The sequence below is a fragment of the Streptomyces sp. NPDC006733 genome (assembly GCF_040636125.1).
Taxonomy (GTDB): domain Bacteria; phylum Actinomycetota; class Actinomycetes; order Streptomycetales; family Streptomycetaceae; genus Actinacidiphila.
Window position 1 is genome coordinate 103,285 of sequence record NZ_JBEYJD010000018.1, and the last position, 21,426, is coordinate 124,710.

Sequence of the window (21,426 nt, forward strand, 5' to 3'; positions counted from 1 at the left end):
CTGATTGGGGCGGCTCCGATGACAACCACGCTCGTTCGCGGATCCAGGACACGCGCCGACAGCAGGGCACGGGACTGGGCCGAGATACAGGAGCGCATGCTCGTACCGCTCTACGAGGCCGTGTACGACCGGCTCGATGTCGGCCCCGCCACCCGCCTCCTGGGGCTCGGCTGCGGATCGGGGCTCGCGCTGCTGATGGCGTCGGCCCGCGGCGCGACCGTCACCGGTTGCGACGTCGACGAACGGCGCCTCGCGCTGGCCCGTGAGCGGCTGCTCCCCGAACCCCAGTGGGGCGGGCCCGCCCGGCGCCACATCCACGCCGAGTTACGTGCCGGCTGCCCCGACCGCCCGGCGGACCGCCAGGGCGCGCCGTTCACGATGGTGACGGCGCTGGACCCGGCCTCTCCCTGCGACGAGTTGCGGGTGGAGCTGGCGGAAGCGGCCCGGCTCACGGAGCGCGGCAGCCCCGTCGTGCTGGCCGGCTGGGGCCCGTCCGAGCGGTGCGCCACCCACCGCGTGCTGTGCGTCGCCGCCCGGCTGGCGGAACCGCGCGGGCACACGGTCGAGAGCCGGCTGAGCGGGCGCGACGACCTGGAGGAGCTGGCCAGGGACGCCGGGCTGCGGCCGGACGGCTCGGGCCGGGTGGCCTGCCCCTTCGGCTACCCGGACATGGACAGCGCGGTGCGCGGGCTGCTCTCCACCGGCCTGTTCGACACGGCCGCCGAGGCCACCGACCAGCCGCAGGTGGAGAAGGAGCTGGCGGAGACGCTGCACCCCTACCAGCGGCCCGACGGCTCGGTGCGGATGGAGAACGTCTTCCGCTACGTGGTCGCCCGCGTCTGACCGCGTACACCGCCTCGGCCGCCCGCCCGCTGCGGCCCCTTCGCCCGCCCGTCCGCGCCCCCGCACACCGCACCCCGAGCACGCCCGCCCCGCCCGCGCCCGCGGCCCGCCCCGGCAAGGGGATTGGCCGCGGGCGCCGGTGCGCCCCCACTCCGATGCCGCCGCCGCTCGCGCCCTTTCCGGAGTAAATCGTACGATCAGGTCAAAACTGGCACCCAGGCAGGAGTTCTCGACCATGCGGTCCTCCCCCCACGCCCGTGTCTCCGCCGGTCCCGGCGCCGCCCTCGGCGCGCTGCTCGGCCTGCTGCTCGCCCTCTCCGTACCGCTCGCGCAGCAGCGGGCGCACGCCGCGAGCGCGGCGCCGCGCACCATCCCCGCACTCCAGCAGTGGACCGCCGACAGCGGCTCCTTCACCTTCGGCGCCACCGGCCGGGTCGTCACCGACAGCGTCTACGCGTCCGCGCTCGGCACCACCGGGCAGGTCTTCGCGGACGATCTGACGCAGCTCGCCGGCAGGCCCGTCGGCCACGTCACCGGCGCCTCCTCCGACGCGCGGCCCGGGGACCTCTTCCTCACCCTCGGCTCGACGGACACCGGACTGGGCACCGAGGGCTACTCCCTCACCGTGGCCCCGTCCCTCACCGTCAGGGCGCGGACCGACGCCGGGGTCTTCTACGGCACCCGCACGGTGCTGCAGCTCCTCAAGCAGTCCCCCACCGTCCCCGCCGGAACGGCCCGCGACTGGCCCGCCAAGCCCGAGCGCGGGCTGATGGTCGACGTCGGACGCAAGTACTTCACCCTGCCCTGGCTCCAGGGCCAGATCAGGGACCTCGCCTATCTGAAGATGAACTACTTCCACCTGCACCTGTCCGACAACTACGGCTTCCGCCTGGAGAGCACCGGCCACCCGGAGCTCACCTCCGCCGACCACTACACCAAGCGGGAGATCGCCGACCTCGTCGCGTTCGCCGCCCGGTACCACGTCACCGTCGTGCCCGAGATCGACATGCCGGGCCACATGAACACGACCCTGGCCGCCCACCCCGAACTGCGGCTCACCAACAGCGCGGGCACCCCCAGCCCCCAGTACATCGACCTGGCCAACCCGGCGAGCTACACCCTGATCAAGGACCTGATCACCGAGTACCTGCCGCTGTTCCCTGCCCGGTACTGGCACCTGGGCGCCGACGAGTACGTCACCAACTACGCCAACTACCCGCAACTGCTGAGCTACGCCCGCGAGCACTACGGCGCCGACGCCACCGCCAAGGACACCTACTACGGCTTCATCAACTGGGCCGACTCCCTCGTCCGGGCAGGCGGCAAGACGATGCGGATGTGGAACGACGGCATCAAGCCGGGCGACGGAACGATCACCCCGAACGCGGACATCACCGTCGACTACTTCAACGTCTACGGCCTCACCCCGCAGCAGCTCGTCGAGGCGGGCCACACCGTCCAGAACGCCAGCTGGAACCCGACCTACTACGTGTTCGGCGGCGGCCGCCCCAACACCCCGTACATGTACGAGACCTGGAACCCGGACGTCTTCCAGGGCGGCTCCACCATCGCCGACCCGTCCCGCAACCGGGGTTCGAAGCTGCACGTCTGGTGCGACCACCCGGACGCCGAGTCCGAGCAGCAGACGGCCTCCGGGATCATGACCCCGATGCGCGCGCTGTCGCAGCGGACCTGGGGCTCCCCCCTGCTCGTCCCGACGCTCGCGGAGTTCCAGCCGATCGTCACCGCCGTCGGGCGCCCGCCCGGCTGGCCGAGCGACACCGCGACGGGCGATCTGGCCCTCGGCCGCCCGGTGACCGTCTCCAGCGTCGAGACGCCCGCCTACCCGGCGGAGAGCGCCGTGGACGGCAACTACGGCAGCCGCTGGTCCAGCGCCCGCACGGACACGGAGTGGCTGACGGTCGACCTGGGCACCGTCCAGGCGGTCGACCGCGTCAAGCTCACCTGGGAGGCGGCCTACGCCACGGCGTTCCAGGTCCAGCTGTCGGATGACGGCACGGACTGGCGCACGGTCCACTCCACCACCGGCGGCTCCGGCGGCACCCAGAACCTGACCGGCCTCGGCGGCTCCGGACGCTATCTGCGGATCAACCTCACCGAGCGGGGCACCGTCTACGGCTACTCGCTCTGGGAGGTCGAGGCATACCGCGACGACTCCCCCGCGGCAGCCGCACCCCCGGAGGCCGCCCCCTCAGCCGCCGCCCCCGCGGTGGTCGCACCCGAAGCAGTGGCCCCCGCGGCAGCGACCCCTGCGGCTGAGTCTCCCGCGGTGACGCCCGCGGCCCAGCCCCCGGCTGCGGCGCCGACGGCCGCACCCGCGGCGGACAAGACGTAGGCCGGGCGCTTGACCTCAACCTTGGTTCACCTCGCAGGCTGTACCGCACCGGGCACAGCACGCAGCGCCCAGCACGCGAGAACCGATCGAGGAGAGCGTCATGATTCTGGTCACCGGAGCCACCGGCAAGGTCGGCGGGCAGGTCGTGTCCCAGTTGCTGGAGCGGGGCACGGCCTTCCGGGCCCTGACCCGCGACCCGGGCGCGGCCCGGCTGCCCGTCGGGGTCGAGGCCGTGGCCGGGGACCTGGCGGATCCGCAGAGCCTGGACGCGGCGCTCGACGGCGTCGACGCGGTCTTCCTGGTCTGGCCGTTCCTCACCGCCGAGGCGGCGCCCGCCGTCGTGGACCGGATCGCGCGGCAAGCCCGCCAGATCGTGTACCTCTCGATGGCGGGCGTGCGGCAGCGGACGGACGGGCCCGTCGACCCGATCACCGGCTTCCACGGCGAGTTGGAACGGCTCATCGAACGGTCCGGGCTCGCCCGGACCTTCCTGCGCCCGGTCGGCTTCGCGTCCAACACCCTCGGGTGGGCCGAACAGGTCCGCGCCGACGGAGTAGTCCGCGACCTGAACGGGTCGCTGGCCCGGCCGCTGATCCATGAGCGGGACATCGCGGCGGCCGCCGTACGCGTGGTGACGGACGGCCCGGACGGCGGCCACGCGGGTGCCGGGTACGTCCTCACCGGCCCCGCCCTGGTCACCCAGATCGAGCAGGCGCGCGCCATCGGCGAGGCGATCGGCCGTCCGGTGCGCTTCGAGGAGATGGCGGTCGAGGAGAAGCGGCAGCAGATGCTGTCCTGGCTGCCGCCGTCGGGGGTGGACGCCGTCCTGGCGGCCTGGGCCGGCATGGCCGGGGCCGCCGAGCCGGTCACCGGCACCGTCGAGGAGCTGACCGGCTCCGCCCCGCGCACCTTCCGGCAGTGGGCCGCCGACCACGCCGCCGACTTCCGTTGACGGAAGCGGCGGAACGGGGACGGGTCAGGCGCCCGGCCACTCCTCCGCGGTGAGCGCGAAGCGCTCGTGGTCGCGCCAGTCGTCGTTCAGGTAGAGCATGCGCGGCGAGAAGCCCTCGTGGCGGAAGCCGAGCCGCTTGGCCATAGCCAGGGAGCGGCCGTTGTCCGGCTGCACGTTGATCTCCAGCCGGTGCAGCCCGAGGCCGTCCGGGTAGCTGGTGAAGCAGCGGTCGACGACCTGCCGCAGGCCCTCGGTCATCCGGCCGGTGCCCGCGTACGGCAGGTAGCTGTCGTAGCCGAGGGTGCCGTTGCGGAACCGGGCCCGGACGATGTTCGCGACGTTGACCTTGCCGACGATGCCGCCGTCCTCGTCGTTGAGGATCAGGAAGGTGCGCAACGACGGACCCTGTCGGCGCAGCAGTTCGTGGAAGCCGTCCGGATCGACGGGGTTCCACGGGCTCAGGTGGTCGGCGGACCGCAGGACGGCCGCGGCGTACGCGTCGGCGTCGCCCGGACGTGGTTCTCGGATGGATACGCGCATGGCGCCATCATGCCCCGGACGCAGGAGCGCCCCCTGCCGGGGGCGCTCCTCCGCTGTGCTGTGCTATGAGGCGTCAGCCCATGAACTTCTTGAACTCGTCGGGGAGTTCGAAGTTCTGCGCCTCCGGGGCGGCAGCCGCGCCGAAGGGGTTGTCGGCCTGCTCGGCACGGCGGGCGGCCTCGGCCGCCTCCTCCGCCTTGCGCTTCATGGGGTTGCCGCTGCGCTGCTTGCCCTTGGCCTGCTTGACCTGCTTCTTCTTCTTGCCGCCGCCACCCATGCCCGGCATCCCCGGCATACCGGGCATGCCGCCGCCCTGGGCCATCCGCGACATCATCTTGCGGGCCTCGAAGAAGCGCTCCACCAGGTTCTTGACCGCGCTGACCTCGGTGCCGGAACCCTTGGCGACGCGGGCCCGGCGCGACCCGTTGAGGATCGTCGGGTCCTGGCGCTCGGCCGGGGTCATCGACTTGATGATGGCGGCCGTGCGGTCCACGTCGCGCTCGTCCAGGTTGGCGATCTGGTCCTTGATCTGCCCCATGCCCGGCAGCATGCCGAGCAGCTTGGAGATGGAGCCCATCTTGCGGACCTGCTCCATCTGGGACAGGAAGTCGTCGAGCGTGAACTCCTTCGGGCCCTTGGCCAGCTTCTCGGCCATCTTCTGGGCCTCGGCCTGGGAGAAGGTCTGCTCGGCCTTCTCGATCAGGCTGAGCATGTCGCCCATGCCGAGGATGCGCGACGCCATCCGGTCCGGGTGGAAGGTGTCGAACTCGTCGAGCTTCTCGCCGTTGGAGGCGAACATGATCTGCTTGCCGGTCACGTGCGCGATGGAGAGCGCGGCACCACCGCGGGCGTCACCGTCGAGCTTGGACAGGACCACGCCGTCGAAGCCGACGCCGTCGCGGAACGCCTCGGCGGTGTTGACCGCGTCCTGGCCGATCATCGCGTCGACGACGAAGAGGATCTCGTCCGGGCTGACCGCGTCGCGGATGTCGGCGGCCTGCCGCATCAGCTCCTCGTCGACGCCGAGCCGGCCGGCGGTGTCGACGATCACGACGTCGTACTGCTTGGACTTCGCGAACTCGATCGAGTCCTTGGCGACCTTGACCGGGTCGCCGACGCCGTTGCCCGCCTCGGGGGCGAAGACCGCGACGCCCGCGCGCTCCGCGACGACGGAGAGCTGGGTCACGGCGTTCGGGCGCTGGAGGTCGCAGGCGACGAGCAGCGGGGCGTGGCCCTGGCTCTTGAGCCAGAAGCCGAGCTTTCCGGCGAGGGTGGTCTTACCGGCACCCTGCAGACCCGCGAGCATGATGACGGTCGGCGGCTGCTTGGCGAAGCGGACCCTGCGGGTCTCGCCGCCGAGGATGCCGACGAGCTCCTCGTTGACGATCTTGATGACCTGCTGCGCGGGGTTCAGCGCCTGCGAGACCTCGAGGCCGTTCGCGCGGTCCTTGACCTGCTTGATGAACGCCCGCACCACGGGCAGCGCGACGTCCGCTTCGAGAAGCGCGATACGGATCTCGCGCGCGGTGGCGTCGATGTCCGCCTCGGAGAGGCGGCCCCGGCCCCGGAGGTTTTTGAACGTCGCTGCCAAGCGGTCGCTGAGGGTATCGAACACGTCGGTCGCAGATCCTTGCGGTCGGGGGCGGAGTCAATTGCTCTCCAGGGTATCCGGCTCCGACGACAAGATGTCCTCGCCCACCGGATAGGGCGGGCGAGGACACCAGAACCTCCGCTCGCGCGGAGAGCGGTGCGGCCTCCCCGTCGGCCTCCCCGTCGGCCTCGCGGAGCCGGCCGCGATCGCCCCCGCGGCTGCGGGACGCCGGGCTCGACGGCCACGGCGCCCCCCAGGATGCGGGCCACCGCTACCGCAGCGCCCGCTCCACCTCGCGGGCGACCTCCGCCGCCCGGACCTCGCCCAGGGGGGCGCCGTCCGCGCCGACGACGTAGAACGCGTCGACCGCGTTGGCGCCGAGCGTGCTGATGCGGGCGGACCGGACGTCCACGCCGGTCGCGGCCAGGGCGTAGCCGATCCGGTGGAGCAGGCCGGGGGCGTCCTGGGCGCGGACCTCGATCACCGTGGCCACCTGGGAGCTGCCGGCGGCGACCGTCACGCGGGGCGGCGGCGCGGCGAGCGCGCGGCGGCGCGGGTAGGCCGCCTCGCGTTCGGCGAGCCGTGCCTCGATGTCGAGCGAGCCCTCGAAGGCCCGTCCGAGGTCGGCCCGGAGCCGGGCGGCTTCCGGGAGCGCCCCGTACTCGGCGGAGACCCGCCAGTTGAGCAGGGTCACCGGGCCCTCCCCGATCGGGTCGACGGAGCGCAGGTCGGCGGCGCGCACGGTGAGCCGGTGCAGGGCGAGCACACCGGCGGCCTGGGCGAGCAGCCCCGGCCGGTCCGGGACGGCGAGCAGCAGCTCGACGCCGAGGCGCTCGGGGGTGGTCCCCTCGTCGCCCTCGGGGTCGGGTTCCGGGTGGGCGTGCAGGGCGAGCACCGGGCCGCCGGTGCGGGCGGCCTCGACGGCGAGGCGCTCCTCCTCGGCCGTCGGCTCGGTGGCGGCGGGCTCCGGGACCTCGCCGCCCGCGAGGACTTCCGCGACGCGTTTGACGAGGTCGGCGAGGAGCGAGGCGCGCCAGTTGCTCCACGCGGCGGGGCCGGTGGCGAGCGCGTCGGCCTCGGTCAGCGCGTGCAGCAGCTCCAGCGTGCCGCTGTCGCGCACCACGTCGGCGACGCCCTTGACGGTCACCGGGTCGTCGAGGTCGCGGCGGGTCGCGGTGTCGATGAGCAGCAGGTGGTGGCGGACGAGCAGCGCGAGGGTCTCCACGTCGGCGGGGGCGAATCCGATGCGGGTGGCGACGTCGCGGGCGATGACCTCGCCGGCCTCGCTGTGGTCGCCGGGCCAGCCCTTGCCGATGTCGTGCAGCAGGGCCGCCATCAGCAGCAGGTCCGGGCGCCCGACGCGCCGGGTGAGGCGGGACGCGCGGACCGCCGTCTCGACGAGGTGGCGGTCGACCGTCCAGCGGTGGACGGCGTTGCGCTGCGGCCGGCAGCGGACCCGTTCCCAGTCCGGCAGCAGCCGCGTGATGAGCCCTTCGGCCTCCAGCGCCTCCCAGACCTGGACGGTGGCCTCGCCCGCGCCGAGCAGGGTGAGGAGCTGTTCGCGGGCCTCGGCCGGCCAGGGCACCGGCAGCGGGCGGGCGGCGGCGGCCAGCCGGCGTACCGCGTGCAGGCTGAGCGGCAGTCCGGCCTGGGCGGCCGCGGCGGCGGCGCGCAGCGGCAGGACGGGGTCGCGTTCGGGCTTGGCGGCCAGCGCGAGGACGGCCTCGCCCTCGTGCTCGACGACTCCGTCGGCGAGCGGGGTGCGCTCGGCGGGGGCGGCGGCGGCCGGGCCGGAGCGGCCGATGCCGAGCAGGCCGCGGCGGCGCGGGCGCGCCTCGCGGGAGCGCAGCACGCGCCCGACCTCGCGCCAGGTGACGTCGGCGGCGTAGCTGATGGTGCGGGCGGCCTCGTAGACCTGGCGCAGCAGGGCGTCGGCGTCGAGCAGGCCGAGGCTCTCGGCGACCTGGTCCTGCTCCTGGAGGGCGAGCCGGTCGGTGGCGCGGCCGGTGACCAGGTGCAGGGCGTCGCGGGCGTCCAGCAGCCGGGTGCGGGCCCTCTCCAGGCCCTCGCGGGGGGCGTCGGCGAGCCAGGACGCGGCGACGGCGCGCAGCGCGGTGGCGTCGCGCAGCCCGCCCCTGGCCTCCTTGAGGTCGGGTTCCAGCAGGTAGGAGAGCTCCCCCTGGCGTTCGGCCCGTTCCTGGCACAGCTCGTGCAGGGCGGGCAGCCGCTTGGGGGCCTGGTTGCGCCAGTCGGCGAGGGTGGCCGTGCGCAGGTCCGCGGTGAGGGCCGGGTCGCCCGCAAGGTGCCGGGCGTCGAGCAGCCCGAGCTGGACCTTGAGGTCGTCGGCTGCGGTCTCGCGGGCCTCGGCGCCGGTACGGACCGAGTGGTCCAGGTCCAGGCCGAGGTCCCAGACCGGGTACCAGATCCGGTCGGCCAGCGCGGAGACCCGCTCCTTGGCGACGGAGGGGTCGTAGAGCAGCAGCAGGTCCAGGTCGCTGCGCGGGGAGAGTTCGCCGCGCCCGTAGCCGCCGACGGCGACCAGGGCGTAGCCGGCGACCCCGGCCTCCTTCGCCGCGCCGGCGGCGAGCCCGGCCAGCCAGTCGTCGGTGAGTCCCGACAGGGCGGAACGGCGCGGCGGCCCGGACCGCGTCTCCTCGTTGAGGAGGCGCAGCCGGGCCGCCGCGTAGCCGCCGGCACCCTCAGGGGTGCCGGCGGCGGATCCGTCGTCCGCTTTCGCTTCGACGTTGTCCGTCACGTGTGCTCCAGCGCTGGGCGCTTGTCGCGAGATCCGGTCCGCAGGTCGCGAACCGGGTCTAGAGGGCGTCCGGGCCGCGTTCGCCGGTGCGTACGCGGACCGCTGTCTCGACCGGAATGCTCCACACCTTGCCATCACCGATCTTGCCGGTGCGGGCGGCCTTGACGATGACTTCGATCAGCTGGTCGGCGTCACTGTCCTCGACCAGCACCTCGATGCGGATCTTCGGCACGAGGTCGACGGTGTACTCGGCGCCGCGGTAGACCTCGGTGTGGCCGCGCTGGCGGCCGTAGCCGCTGGCCTCGGTGACCGTCAGGCCGTGCACCCCGAAGGCCTGCAGGGCCTCCTTGATCTCGTCCAGCCGGTGCGGCTTCACAACTGCCGTGATGAGCTTCACGCGTCCACCTTCTTGTCGGAGGCGCCGGCCTCGCTGCTCTTGGTGCTGGGAACGGGGGCCGCGGTGGTGCGGACCGTGCCGCCGCCCGCTCCCGCGAAGTCGTACGCCGTCTCGGCGTGTTCGATCTGGTCGATGCCGGTGACCTCGTCGTCCTCGCTGACCCGGAAGCCCATGACCAGGTCGATGAGCTTGGCCAGGACGGCGGAGGCGACCAGGGAGTACCCGAGCACCGCGCCGACGCCGACCGCCTGCTTGCCGAGCTGGTCGACGCCGCCGCCGTAGAACAGGCCCTTGGCGGTCTGGCCGACGCCGCCGGTGGCGAAGAGGCCGATGAGCAGGGAGCCGACGATGCCGCCGACCATGTGGACGCCGACGACGTCCAGGGAGTCGTCGTAGCCGAACTTGTACTTCAGGCCGACCGCGGCGGCGCACAGCACACCGGCGATCAGGCCGACGGCGATCGCGCCGAGCGGGGAGACCGACCCGCAGGCGGGGGTGATCGCGACGAGTCCGGAGACCGCGCCGGAGGCGGCGCCCAGGGTGGTGAAGGAGCCGTGCCGGAGCTTCTCGTAGGCGAGCCAGCCGAGCATCGCGGCGGCGGTGGCGACCTGGGTGTTGGTGAAGGCGACGGCGGCGACGCCGTCCGCGCCGAGCCAGGAGCCGGCGTTGAAGCCGAACCAGCCGAACCACAGCAGGCCCGCGCCGAGCATGACCAGCGGCAGGCTGTGCGGGCGCATCGGGTCCCGCTTGAAGCCGACGCGCTTGCCGATGACGAGGATCACACCGAGGGCGGCGGCGCCCGCGTTGATGTGGACCGCGGTACCACCGGCGAAGTCGATCACGCCGTACTTGAAGAGCCAGCCGTCCGAGGCCCAGACCCAGTGCGCGACGGGGAAGTACACGACCGTCGCCCACAGGGTGATGAACAGCGCCCAGGCGGTGAACTTCACGCGGTCGGCGAGCGCACCGCTTATGAGCGCCGGGGTGATGATCGCGAACATCAGCTGGAAGACGGCGAAGACGTAGACCGGGATGCCGTACCCGGGCCACAGCTCGCCGATGCCGATGTTGCGCATCCCGAGCCAGTCGGTGCCACCCATGAAGCCGTTGCCGGAGTCGAAGGCGAAACTGAATCCGTAGAGCGTCCACAGAATGGTGATGATGCCGAGGCTGATGAAGCTCATCATCAACATGTTCAGCGCGCTCTTGACGCGGACCATGCCCCCGTAGAAGAAGGCCAGGCCCGGCGTCATCACCATGACCAGGGCGGCGCTGAGCAGCATGAACGCCGTATTTCCGGTATCGAGCTTGGGCGCGTCAGCGGCAAGCGTCATGATGGCTGGTGCCATCGGCGTCTCCTCGTCATCCGAGCGGCCCTGCGGGACGGTGCTGGGTGGGCCGGTTATCGCCCAGAGGTTGTCCCAGTCGGGTTTCGCCCGATGCCGCAGGGTGTTTCGACGCGGTGACGAAGAAGTCCCATGTGTTACGTGAAGGTGAACCGCTCCCGGCGGGCGCGGGCGCCGTATACGGGACCGGCCGCGGAAGTCACCCGTTTGACCTGGCGTGGGGGAGCCGAGTCGAGCTGGACGGGTGGACTGCCGCGGCCGGGATCTGAGGGTTTCCGCCGGCTAGGCGGTTTCGGCCACTTCCGGCAGCTCGACCGCCAGCCGCTCGGAGAGGTCGATGACCTCGGCGATGTCTCCGAAGTCGCGCATCGCGGTGTCGGCGGTCTTGCGGATCCGGGTGTTCACCCGCTCCGAGCGCACCTTTCTGGCCACGGAGATCGCCTTCTGCGTCATGTCGGCGGCCTGTTCCGGGTTGCGCTCCAGGAGGTGCACGGTGGCCATGCCGACGAGGTTGAGGGCGTACGCCCGCTGGTGGACGGCGTCCTGGCCGAACAGCTCGACGGCCCGCTCCATCACCGGGTGCGCGAGCGAGGCGTAGGTGGAGCTGCGGCCGGCGACGTAGGCGAGGTCGCGGTAGGAGTGGGCGTTCTCCGCGTTCAGCTCGGCCTCGTTGAAGAAGCTGATCCAGTCCGGGTCCTCGCCCTTGCGGGCGTCGGTGAAGGCGTCCTCGGCCATCCGCACGGCCCGGTGGCACTTGCTGACCTGGCCCATGCTGGCGTAGGCGCGCGCCTCGACGGCGTGCAGCATCGCCTGGGTGGTGGCGGTGGCCGTGTCCCGGCTGCCGTACTGGGCGAGGTGGATGAGCTCCAGCGCGTCGTCCGGCCGGTTCAGGTGGATCATCTGGCGGCTCATGCTGGAGAGGATGAACGCGCCCAGCGGCCGGTCGGCGGCCTCCTTGGCGGCGTGCAGGGCGAGGACGAAGTACTTCTGGGCGGTCGGCTGCAGCCCGACGTCGTAGCTCATCCAGCCGGCCAGCGCCGCGAGGTCGCCGGTGACGCGGTAGAGCCGCTTGGCGACCGCCTCCGGGTGCGACTCCTGCAGCAGGTCGGTCACCTCGTGCAGCTGGCCGACGACCGCCTTGCGGCGCAGGCCGCCACCGCACTGGCTGTCCCAGGTGCGGAACATCACGGTGGTGGTCTCCAGCAGCTGCAGCTCCGGCTCGGAGAGCCGGTTCGGCCGGTTGCCGGTGTCCCGGGGCGCGCCGGCGACGGGCGTCGGGAAGCCGCCGAGCGAGGGGGGCACCAGCCACCGCTGCATCGGCTCGACGAGAGCGGGGCCCGCCGAGAGGGCCAACGAGGCTCCGAGGAAGCCGCGGCGGCCGAGCATCAGGTCGCTGCGGGAGAACTCGTTGATCAGCTGGACCGTCTGGGGGCCGGCCCAGGGCAGGTCCACGCCCGATTCCGACGGCGACTGGTGCGCGGACCGCAGCCCCAGGTCCTCGACCGGGACCACGCAGCCGAACCGCTCGGAGAACAGCTCGGACATGATGCGCGGGATCGGCTCGCGCGGCTGCTCGCCGTCGAGCCAGCGCCGCACCCTGGAGGTGTCGGTGCTGATGTGGTGGGCGCCCAACTGCCGCGCCCTGCGGTTGACCTGCCGGGCCAACTCACCCTTCGACCAGCCACTGCGCAGGAACCACGAGTTCAACTGCGCGTTGGGCTGCTTGTCCTGTGTGCCGCCCACCGGTTGGCCCCCATCCGAGTCGCCCAACGCCCTTACGGCCAAGGCTCGCTGAGTCCATACCCTGATGCCTTGCCTCCGGCATACCGGTGGGGGCACAGTCTGGTGCTCACGAACTGAAAGTAATCCTACGATCACCCATCCGGCGAGTGCCACAGCGGAAACGCCACCATTCGCCACCCCTTCGAATGAACTCCTCTGCGGCCGTACACGATTCACTTGACACACCCCGGTCAGGCTGGGGCGTAACCATCGGCGACGGTGATCCGTTGGGGGTGTCATGGGTTTCACGATCGGCGGCATTCGGGATATCCGGACCGGCTCGCGCCGGAGGGAACGCGCCACGGCGTGCACCACGGTGGCGGAGTACACGGGGTTGTGCGGATGGGCGGTCACGCCGGGCGCGCGCGCCGTCCGGGGCGGCGGGGCCTGCTCGTGCGGCGACCCCGGCTGCAAGGAGCCGGGGGCGCACCCCCTGGTCTTCGCCGACGAGATCCCGGCCGGCGCGACGCTGGAGCAGGCCAACGAGGCGTGGGACCAGGTGCCGGGCGCGGCCGTGCTGCTGCCGGTGGGCCGGACCTTCGACGTCATCGACGTGGCGGAGCAGTCCGGGCGGCGCGCGCTGGTGCGGCTGGAGCGGATGGGGCTGCGACTGGGCCCGGTGCTGGTCACGCCGACCGGCCGCGCGCAGTTCTTCGTCGCGCCCGGCGCGGCGGCCGAAATGCCGCACCTGCTCTACCGGATGGGCTGGGACGACACCGCCCTCGATCTGCGCTGCCTGGGCCTGGGTGACCACGTCACGGCCCCGCCGTCCGACCTCGGCGGGCTGGGCCCGGTGCGCTGGCTGAGGTCGCCGCTGCTGGACTCGGTCCATCAGCCGCCGGAGGCGCGGCTGCTGCTCGGCACCCTGGCGTACGTCTGCCACCGCGACCTGGCGCCCGGCCCCTGGCTCGTCAGGAGCTGAGGCGCCGGAGGAGCCGGGGCACCGGCCGCGGAGGCCGGGCCACCCAAGCCACCACCGAGCGGGAGATGCGTGAGGGGCGCCCCTGGGGAAGGGCGCCCCTTACGTATACGACCGCCGCGACGGCTGCGGCAGCGTCCGCCGCGGTGGGTCAGTCGCCGATCAGGGCGTCGACGAACGCCTCCGGCTCGAAGGGCGCCAGATCGTCCGCGCCCTCGCCCAGCCCGATCAGCTTCACGGGGACGCCCAGCTCGCGCTGGACCGCGATCACGATGCCGCCCTTGGCGGTCCCGTCCAGCTTGGTCAGCACGATGCCGGTGATGTCGACGACCTCGGCGAAGACGCGGGCCTGGACCAGGCCGTTCTGGCCGGTGGTCGCGTCGAGCACCAGCAGCACCTCGTCGACCGGGCCGTGCTTCTCGATGACCCGCTTGACCTTGCCCAGCTCGTCCATCAGGCCGGTCTTGGTGTGCAGCCGGCCCGCGGTGTCGATCAGGACGGTGTCCGCACCTGCGGAGATACCTTCCTTCACCGCGTCGAAGGCGATCGACGCCGGGTCGCCGCCCTCGGGGCCGCGCACGGTACGGGCGCCCACCCGCTCGCCCCAGGTCTGCAGCTGGTCGGCGGCGGCGGCACGGAAGGTGTCGGCCGCGCCGAGCACGACGCTGCGGCCGTCGGCCACCAGGACGCGGGCGAGCTTGCCGGTGGTCGTGGTCTTGCCGGTGCCGTTGACACCGACGACCAGCACGACGGCCGGGGTCGTCTCGTGGCTCTCGGTCCGCAGCTCGCGGTCGAGCGTGGGGTCGACCAGGGTCAGCAGCTCCTCGCGGAGCAGTGCGCGCAGATCGGCGGGGGTGCGGGTGCCGAGCACCTTGACGCGGGTGCGGAGCCGGTCGACCAGCTCCTGCGTCGGGGCGACACCCACGTCGGCGGTGATGAGGATGTCCTCGATCTCCTCCCAGGTGTCCTCGTCGAGGTGCTCGCGGGAGAGCAGCGCGAGCAGCCCCTTGCCGAGCGTGTTCTGCGAGCGGGACAGCCGGGAGCGCAGCCGGACCAGCCGGCCGGCGCTGGGTTCGGGCCGTTCGAGTTCGGGAGCCGCCGGTGCCGGCAGCTCCTCCACGGCGTCGGGGGTGGCGTCGGGGAGGACGACCTCTTCGATCGTCCGGCGCGGCTCGTCCCGTGGGACCTCCGCTTCGTCTCCGACGCGCGGCTCGGCGGGGGGCGCGGTGATGGTCGGCGTGCTCGGCGGCGCGGGCGGCAGCTGCTTCTTGCGGCGGCTGCCGACCACCAGTCCGCCGGCGGCGACGACCGCGACCAGGGCGATGACTACAGCAAGGATGACGGTTTCCATATCGCCCCCAGTATCGGTCACGAGCCCGGGTGACCGCGACAGCGCGGGGCCGGACCCGCTCCGGCGGCGCGCCGCCGGCGGCCTGCCGGCATCCCGCCGGCAACCGGTGCGCACGGCCCTGGAAATCTGACACTGCGTCAGCTAACGTCCGTCTGGCCCATCACCGGCGAAGGGGAGCGTCCGCCATGCCCGTCACGGTCATCCGGTTCAATCTCGTCGATCCCGCGGCGGAGCCGACGTCGCTCAGCGACCGCTACAAGGCGGCCCTGGAGATGGCGGCCTACGCGGACGACCGCGGTGTCGGCACCGTCCAGACCGAGGAGCACCACGGCGCCGAGAACGGCTGGCTGCCCTCGCCGCTCACCTTCGCTGGGGCGGTCTTCGGCGCCACCCGGCGGATCGCGGTCACGGTCTCCGCCCTGATCGGCCCGCTCTACGATCCGCTGCGGCTGGCCGAGGACATCGCCGTGCTGGACCTGCTCAGCGGCGGGCGGCTGGTGACCGTGGCGGGCATCGGCTACCGGCAGGCGGAGTACGACGCGCACGGCCGGGACTGGAAGCACCGCGGCAAGCTCCAGGACGAGGTGCTGGAGACGCTGCTCACCGCGTGGACCGGCGAGCCCTTCGAGTACCGCGGCCGGACCGTACGGGTCACCCCGCGCCCCTTCACCCGGCCGCACCCCCTGCTGCTGGTCGGCGGCAGCTCCAAGGCCGCGGCCCGCCGCGCCGCCCGGCTCGGGCTGCCGCTCTTCCCCAGCGCGAACCTGCCCGAGCTGGAGGCGTACTACCGGGAGCGGCTCGCCGAGTACGGCACGGAGGGCTGGTGCATGATGCCGCCCGCGAAGGTGCCGCTGCTGCACCTGTCCGAGGACCCCGACCGCGCCTGGGCGCGGTACGGCGAGCACCTGCTGCACGAGGCGCGGACGTACGCCTCCTGGCAGTCGGCCGACATCCACTCGGCCGTGCGCTCGGCCGCCACCGGTGTCGAGGAACTGCGCCGCGAGGGGGTCTACCGGATCGTCACGCCCGACGAATGCGTCGCCCTCGCCGAGGCCGGCGGGGACCAGGCGAGCCTGGTCCTGCACCCCCTGTGCGGGGGCATGCCGGTCGACGAGGGCTGGCGCAGCCTGCACCTGCTGGCGGAGCAGGTGCTGCCGCGCCTCAAGTGAGGACGCTCCCCAGGCGGGGAGCGGCCTCGGACGGGACGGGCGTCAGCCCATCTCCTCCAGTGTCTTGCCGTTGGTCTCCTTCACGAACTTGAGCACGAAGGGGATCGAGAGGATGGCGAAGACGGTGTAGATCACGTACGTCCCCGACAGGTTCCAGTCGGCCAGGCTGGGGAAGCTCGCGGTGATCGCCCAGTTGGCGATCCACTGCGCCGAGGCCGCCACGCCGAGCGCCGCCGCGCGGATCCGGTTCGGGAACATCTCGCCGAGGAAGACCCAGACCACGACACCCCACGAGAGGGCGAAGAAGAGCACGAAGACGTGGGCGGCGATGAGCGCCACGGTGCCCTCGGTGTTCGGCAGCGTCCCGTCGGCGGTCTTGGCCGAGAAGGCCCAGGCCTCCAGCGCCAGGGAGATGGCCATACCCGTGGAGCCGATCAGCGCGAGCGGCCTGCGGCCGATCCGGTCGACGAAGATCATCGCGATCACGGTGCCGATGATGTTCACGATCGAGGTGGTGAACGAGTACAGGAAGGAGCTGCTCGGGTCGATGCCGACCGACTGCCACAGGGTGGACGAGTAGTAGAAGGCCACGTTGATGCCGACGAGCTGCTGGAAGACCGAGAGGCCGATACCGATCCAGACGATCGGCAGGAAGCCCATCCGGGAGCCGAGCAGGTCGCGGAAGGACGACTTGTGCTCGCTGCGCATGGCGTGCTCGATCTCCGCCACGCGGGCGTCGAGGTCGATGTCCTTGCCCTCGACGTCGGCGAGCACCTTCTTGGCGTGGTCCTTCTTGCCGACGGAGATCAGGAAGCGCGGCGACTCGGGGATCGCGAACGACAGCAGCCCGTAGATGATCGCCGGGACGACCATCACGCCGAGCATGACCTGCCAGACCTCCAGGCCCATCAGCTTGCCGCGCTGGTCGCCGTCGGCCGCGTTGAGCAGGCCCCAGTTGACGAGCTGCGAGATCGCGATGCCGATCACGATGGCCGCCTGCTGGAAGGAGCCGAGGCGTCCGCGGTAGGCGGGCGGGGAGACCTCGGCGATGTACGCCGGGCCGATCACCGAGGCCATGCCGATGGCGATACCGCCGAGCACCCGCCACATGGCCAGGTCCCACAGGGCGAACGGCAGCGCCGACCCCACCGCGCTGACGGTGAACAGGACGGCGGCGATCTGCATGACGCGGATGCGGCCGATGCGGTCGGCGATCCGGCCCGCGGTGGCGGCGCCGATGGCGCAGCCGATCAGCGCGATCGCGATGACCTGGGCGAGGGTGGCGGAGCCGATGTCGTACTTGCCGCGGATGCCCTCGACGGCACCGTTGATCACGGAGCTGTCGTAGCCGAACAGGAAGCCGCCCATGGCGGCCGCGGCGGTGATGAAGATGACGTGGCCGAGGTGATCCGGATGGGCCTGCCGGCCTTCAGGGCCGGCCACAGAGGCGGTACTGGTCAACGTGTACTCCTGGGGCTCGGCGGTGAGCCCCTCGCATGAGGGACTGGATCTTCAGTGTCAGCCGCCTGCTCAGCGGCCACCACTCGAAGGTAAAAGTGACGTTGCAGAGACTATGCCTTCAAGTTTCGAAGTCAACAGGGGGTCCATTGGACCTTCTGGCACAGATGAGCACGCAGCTCACCCGCTTGAGTTCATCAATTGAATGAATACGCGCCTAGGCCGGCTTTCGCTTGCCCGCACGCAGCCGCTGGCTGATCACTTTGGAGACCCCATCGCCCTGCATCGATACGCCGTACAGGGCATCGGCGACCTCCATCGTCCGCTTCTGGTGCGTGATGACGACAAGCTGTGAACTCTCCTGAAGCTCCTCCATCAGCCCGATCAGCCGCTGCAGGTTCGTGTCGTCCAGCGCGGCCTCGACCTCGTCCATCACGTAGAACGGACTCGGCCGTGCCTTGAAGATCGACACCAGCAGTGCCACCGCGGTCAGCGAGCGCTCACCACCCGACAGCAGCGACAACCGCTTGACCTTCTTCCCGGGCGGCCGCGCTTCAACCTCCACACCTGTGGTGAGCATGTTGTCCGGGTCTGTCAGGATCAGCCGGCCCTCGCCGCCCGGGAAGAGCCGCGAGAAGACGCCCTCGAACTCCCGCGCCGTGTCGTGGTAGGCCGCCGAGAAGACCTGCTCGACGCGCTCGTCGACCTCCTTGACGACCTGCAGCAGGTCCAGCCGGGTCCGCTTCAGGTCCTCCAGCTGCTCGGTCAGGAACTTGTGCCGCTCCTCCAGCGCGGAGAACTCCTCCAGCGCCAGCGGGTTGACCTTCCCCAGCTGCTGGTACGCCTTCTCCGCGGCCTTCAGCCGCTTCTCCTGCTCGGCGCGCACGAAAGGCTTCGGCCGGTTGCGCGGGTGCTCCGGGTCCTCGGGCAGCTCCTCGCCCTCGGCGGCGAGCGACGGCGGTACCGGATGGTGCGGGCCGTACTCATCGACCAGTCCGGACGGCTCGATGCCGTGCTCCTCCAGCGACCGGCTCTCCAGCTGCTCGATGCGCAACCGTTTCTCCGCGCCCAGCACCTCGCCCTTGTGGACGAAGTCGGTCAGCTTGTCCAGCTCCGCCTTGAGCTCCCGGCCCTGCCGGCGCTCCTCCCCCAGCTGCGCCTCGCGCTCCGCACGGGCCCGCTCGGCCGCCCCGCGCTCCTCCTCCGCGCGGGCCAGCGACACCGACACGTACTCCAGCAGGGTGCGGGCCCCGGCCAGCACCGCGCCCGCCACCTTGGCCTCGTACTCCAGCCGGGCCCGGCGCTGCTCGGCCCGCGCCCGGGTCTCGCGCTCCATGCGGGCCGCGCGGTCCAGGCCGTCCGCCCGCCCCGCCAGCCCCTTCACCCGCTCCTCGTGGGTGCGCAGTTGCAGCCGCGCCTCCATCTCGGTCTGCCGCGCGTTGGCCCCGTCGGCGGACAGCCGGTCGCGCACGGAGGTGTCGGGCTCCTCCTCGCCGGGCGCCTCCACGGCCTCCCCCAGCCGCACCGACAGCTCCTCGAACTCCTCCATCGCCGCCGCCAGCGACTCCTCGGCCCGTCCCACGGCGGCCGCGCTGCGCTCGGCCTCCCCGCCGGCGGCGCGTGCCTGGCCGGCCAGCCGCCCCAACTGCTGGGCGACCGCGGACTTCTCCTTCTCCGCCGCCCGCCGGGTCTGCGCCAGCGAGTCCACGACCTGCGCGCACCGCGCCCGCCGCTCCTTGGCCTCGGCCTGCTCCCCCGCCAGCCTCTCGCACAGCGCCGCCAGCCGCTCCAGCTCGCGCTCCGCCTCGTCGACGGCGGCCCGCACCTCCAGCAGGCTGGGCACGCCCGCCGACCCGCCGTGCGCGAAGTGCGCGGCGAGCACGTCGCCCTCGGCGGTGACGGCGGTGAGTTCCGGCTGCGCGGCCACCAGCGCCTCCGCGTCGGCGAGGCTCTCCACGACGACCGTGTCGCGGAGGATGCGCCGCACGGCGGGGAGCAGGTCGGCGGGCCCGCCGACGAGTCCGGCCGCCTGCCGCGCGCCCGCGGGCAGCGGGGCGGTCCCGGCGCGCGCGTGCGGCACCACGGCGGCCACCTCGGCCACCTCGGCCACCTCGGCCTGCGGCAGCGTCGCGGACCGGCCGTCGGCCGGGTGCCGGGCGGACGGGCCGCCACCGCCCCACGCCTCGGACGCCGTTCCGTCCGCCAGCACCAGGGCCGCGCGGCCCGCGTCGTCCTTGCGCAGCAGCCGCAGCGCGTCGGCGGCGGCCGCGGGGCCCGAGACGGCGACGGCGTCGGCCGCCGCGCCCAGGGCCGCGGCGACCGGGACCTCGAAGCCCGGCGCCACGGTGAGCAGGTCGGCGGCGGGGCCGAGCAGGCCGGTGAGCCGGTCGCCCGCCGCGAGCAGCGCGCCGGTGCCGTCCTTGCGGCGCAGGCCGAGCGCCAGCGCGTCACGCCGGGCGGTGAGGGCGGCGCGCTCGCGCTCGGCCGCGGTGGCCGCCTCGCGGACGGCCGAGAACGCCTCCTCGGCCGCCACCCGTTCGGCGGTCGCCGCCTCCAGGCGCTCCTCCAGTTCGGAGTCGTCCGCCTCCAGGGAGTCCACCCGCTCCTTGAGCTCCTCGTACTCCTCCTGCGCGGACTCGGCGCGGTCGCGCGCCTCGTCGCGTGCCGTGGCGAGCCGGCCGATCTCCGCCTCGGCGGAGCCGGCCCGCCCGCGCGCCGCGTTGACCTGGCCCTGCAGCCGGGCGAGGCCCTCCCGGCGGTCGGCGATCGCCCGCGCCACGGTGCGCAGCCGCTGCTCCTCGGCCGCGAGCTGCTGCTCCAGGGAGGCGCGGTGGCCGACGGTGTCGTCCAGCGCGCGCCGCGCCGCGTCGAGGGCCTCGGTCAGCTCCGCCTCCTGCTCGCGGATCCGGGCCGCCTCCCGCTCCATGTCCTCCGGCTCCCGGCCGCGCCGTTCCTCGGCGGGCTGGCCGGTGGCGTGCCGCACCCGCTGCTCGGCCAGCCCGATCGTGCCGCGCACGCGTTCGGTGAGCTGGGAGAGGCCGTACCAGGTGGCCTGGGCGTCGGCCAGGCGCGGTGCGAGGGCTCTGACCTGCTCCTCGAGGGCCGTTTCGCGGTGCAGCGCGGCGGCCAGCTCCCGTTCCACCGCGTCCCGCCGCTCCTTGAGCGACGCCTCGTCGGCGATCTCGGCGCTCAGCGCCTCGCGCAGGGTGACCAGGTCGTCGGCGAGCAGCCGCAGCCGGGCGTCGCGCAGGTCGGCCTGGATGACGGCGGCCCGCCGGGCGACCTGCGCCTGCCGGCCCAGTGGCTTGAGCTGCCGCCGCAGTTCACCGGTCAGGTCCTGGACGCGCGCGAGGTTGGCCTGCATCGCGTCCAGCTTCCGCAGCGCCTTCTCCTTGCGCTTGCGGTGCTTGAGGACCCCGGCCGCCTCCTCGATGAAGGCGCGGCGGCCCATCGGGTCGGCGTGCAGGACGGAGTCGAGCTGGCCCTGGCCGACGATGACGTGCATCTCACGGCCGATGCCGGAGTCGGAGAGCAGTTCCTGAATGTCGAGCAGCCGGCAGGTGTCGCCGTTGATCTGGTACTCGCTGCCGCCGTTGCGGAACATGATCCGCGTGATGGTGACCTCGGCGTACTCGATGGGCAGCACGCCGTCGGAGTTGTCGATCGTCAGGGAGACCTCGGCGCGGCCCAGGGGCGGGCGCCCCGTGGTGCCGGCGAAGATGACGTCCTCCATCTTGCCGCCGCGCAGCGACTTGGCCCCCTGCTCCCCCATGACCCAGGAGAGCGCGTCCACCACATTGGACTTGCCGGAGCCGTTGGGGCCCACGACGCAGGTGATGCCGGGCTCGAAGCGCAGCGTCGTCGCCGAGGCGAAGGATTTGAATCCACGCAGCGTGAGGCTCTTGAGGTGCACGCCGTCGGACTCTACCTTCCGGGTTCGGTTTCACCGGGGAAGGTGCAGGGCACA

The 21,426-nt window shown here is 72.7% G+C and carries 14 protein-coding genes; 5 read left to right on the top strand and 9 right to left on the bottom strand.

All coding sequences use genetic code 11. The features are described 5' to 3' along the window. Positions 1–18 precede the first annotated feature (18 nt). The 3 genes from ABZ721_RS18015 (at position 19) to ABZ721_RS18025 (ending at position 4,151) form a co-directional block, all read left to right on the top strand. On the top strand, positions 19–843 hold the full coding sequence (locus tag ABZ721_RS18015; RefSeq protein ID WP_358789586.1) for a methyltransferase domain-containing protein: 825 nt from the start codon (positions 19–21) through the stop codon (positions 841–843). Positions 844–1,078: 235 nt separating this feature from the next. Next, entirely contained in the window at positions 1,079–3,199 is a 2,121-nt protein-coding gene (locus ABZ721_RS18020; RefSeq protein ID WP_358789587.1) for a family 20 glycosylhydrolase, read from the top strand. Positions 3,200–3,299: 100 nt separating this feature from the next. Continuing rightward, on the top strand, positions 3,300–4,151 hold the full coding sequence (locus ABZ721_RS18025) for an NmrA family NAD(P)-binding protein (RefSeq protein ID WP_358789588.1): 852 nt from the start codon (positions 3,300–3,302) through the stop codon (positions 4,149–4,151). Positions 4,152–4,175: 24 nt separating this feature from the next. Here the strand turns inward: ABZ721_RS18025 and ABZ721_RS18030 are convergent, their stop codons facing one another. The 6 genes from ABZ721_RS18030 to ABZ721_RS18055 all read right to left on the bottom strand — a co-directional run bounded on the left by ABZ721_RS18030 (position 4,176) and on the right by ABZ721_RS18055 (position 12,523). Further along, positions 4,176–4,691: a GNAT family protein gene (locus tag ABZ721_RS18030; protein ID WP_358789589.1), complete on the bottom strand. Its 516-nt coding sequence runs from the start codon at positions 4,689–4,691 to the stop codon at positions 4,176–4,178. 73 nt (positions 4,692–4,764) lie between these two features. Further along, positions 4,765–6,306, bottom strand: coding sequence for a signal recognition particle protein (ffh, locus tag ABZ721_RS18035; protein ID WP_358789590.1), 1,542 nt, complete (start codon positions 6,304–6,306; stop codon positions 4,765–4,767). A 247-nt stretch (positions 6,307–6,553) separates the two neighbouring features. Next, complete coding sequence (locus ABZ721_RS18040; protein WP_358789635.1) at positions 6,554–8,953, bottom strand: [protein-PII] uridylyltransferase; 2,400 nt, start codon at positions 8,951–8,953, stop codon at positions 6,554–6,556. 142 nt (positions 8,954–9,095) lie between these two features. Beyond that, positions 9,096–9,434, bottom strand: a complete 339-nt coding sequence (locus tag ABZ721_RS18045) for a P-II family nitrogen regulator (protein WP_269273744.1) — start codon at positions 9,432–9,434, stop codon at positions 9,096–9,098. Next, positions 9,431–10,783 carry an ammonium transporter gene (locus tag ABZ721_RS18050; RefSeq protein WP_358789591.1) on the bottom strand — a complete coding sequence of 451 codons (1,353 nt, stop codon included), beginning with the start codon at positions 10,781–10,783 and terminating at the stop codon, positions 9,431–9,433. The genes ABZ721_RS18045 and ABZ721_RS18050 overlap by 4 nt, the downstream gene beginning before the upstream one ends. A 279-nt stretch (positions 10,784–11,062) precedes the next feature. Next, positions 11,063–12,523, bottom strand: coding sequence for a hypothetical protein (locus ABZ721_RS18055; RefSeq protein ID WP_358789592.1), 1,461 nt, complete (start codon positions 12,521–12,523; stop codon positions 11,063–11,065). A 277-nt stretch (positions 12,524–12,800) separates the two neighbouring features. Here ABZ721_RS18055 and ABZ721_RS18060 point away from each other — a divergent pair, with 277 nt between their 5' ends. Continuing rightward, the gene (locus ABZ721_RS18060; RefSeq protein ID WP_358789593.1) at positions 12,801–13,484 is read left to right on the top strand and encodes a bifunctional DNA primase/polymerase; all 684 of its coding nucleotides are present in this window, start codon (positions 12,801–12,803) and stop codon (positions 13,482–13,484) included. 148 nt (positions 13,485–13,632) lie between these two features. Here ABZ721_RS18060 and ftsY read toward each other — a convergent pair whose 3' ends face one another. Continuing rightward, positions 13,633–14,832 carry a signal recognition particle-docking protein FtsY gene (ftsY, locus tag ABZ721_RS18065; protein ID WP_358789594.1) on the bottom strand — a complete coding sequence of 400 codons (1,200 nt, stop codon included), beginning with the start codon at positions 14,830–14,832 and terminating at the stop codon, positions 13,633–13,635. 185 nt (positions 14,833–15,017) lie between these two features. Between ftsY and ABZ721_RS18070 the strand changes: the two genes are divergently transcribed. Further along, complete coding sequence (locus tag ABZ721_RS18070) at positions 15,018–16,001, top strand: LLM class flavin-dependent oxidoreductase (RefSeq protein ID WP_358789595.1); 984 nt, start codon at positions 15,018–15,020, stop codon at positions 15,999–16,001. Between the two features lie 42 nt (positions 16,002–16,043). Here the strand turns inward: ABZ721_RS18070 and ABZ721_RS18075 are convergent, their stop codons facing one another. Together ABZ721_RS18075 and ABZ721_RS18080 are read right to left on the bottom strand one after the other, a co-directional pair. After that, entirely contained in the window at positions 16,044–17,462 is a 1,419-nt protein-coding gene (locus ABZ721_RS18075; RefSeq protein WP_358789596.1) for a sugar porter family MFS transporter, read from the bottom strand. Positions 17,463–17,676: 214 nt separating this feature from the next. Beyond that, positions 17,677–21,372: an AAA family ATPase gene (locus tag ABZ721_RS18080; RefSeq protein WP_358789597.1), complete on the bottom strand. Its 3,696-nt coding sequence runs from the start codon at positions 21,370–21,372 to the stop codon at positions 17,677–17,679. Between the last annotated feature and the right edge of the window lie 54 nt (positions 21,373–21,426).

Coding starts and splice junctions, on each gene's coding strand:
- ABZ721_RS18030 (WP_358789589.1), bottom strand. CDS start 4,691: ATGCGCGTATCCATCCGAGAACCACGTCCGGGCGACGCCGACGCGTAC.
- ABZ721_RS18060 (WP_358789593.1), top strand. CDS start 12,801: ATGGGTTTCACGATCGGCGGCATTCGGGATATCCGGACCGGCTCGCGC.
- ABZ721_RS18015 (WP_358789586.1), top strand. CDS start 19: ATGACAACCACGCTCGTTCGCGGATCCAGGACACGCGCCGACAGCAGG.
- ABZ721_RS18050 (WP_358789591.1), bottom strand. CDS start 10,783: ATGGCACCAGCCATCATGACGCTTGCCGCTGACGCGCCCAAGCTCGAT.
- ABZ721_RS18025 (WP_358789588.1), top strand. CDS start 3,300: ATGATTCTGGTCACCGGAGCCACCGGCAAGGTCGGCGGGCAGGTCGTG.
- ftsY (WP_358789594.1), bottom strand. CDS start 14,832: ATGGAAACCGTCATCCTTGCTGTAGTCATCGCCCTGGTCGCGGTCGTC.
- ABZ721_RS18020 (WP_358789587.1), top strand. CDS start 1,079: ATGCGGTCCTCCCCCCACGCCCGTGTCTCCGCCGGTCCCGGCGCCGCC.
- ABZ721_RS18070 (WP_358789595.1), top strand. CDS start 15,018: ATGCCCGTCACGGTCATCCGGTTCAATCTCGTCGATCCCGCGGCGGAG.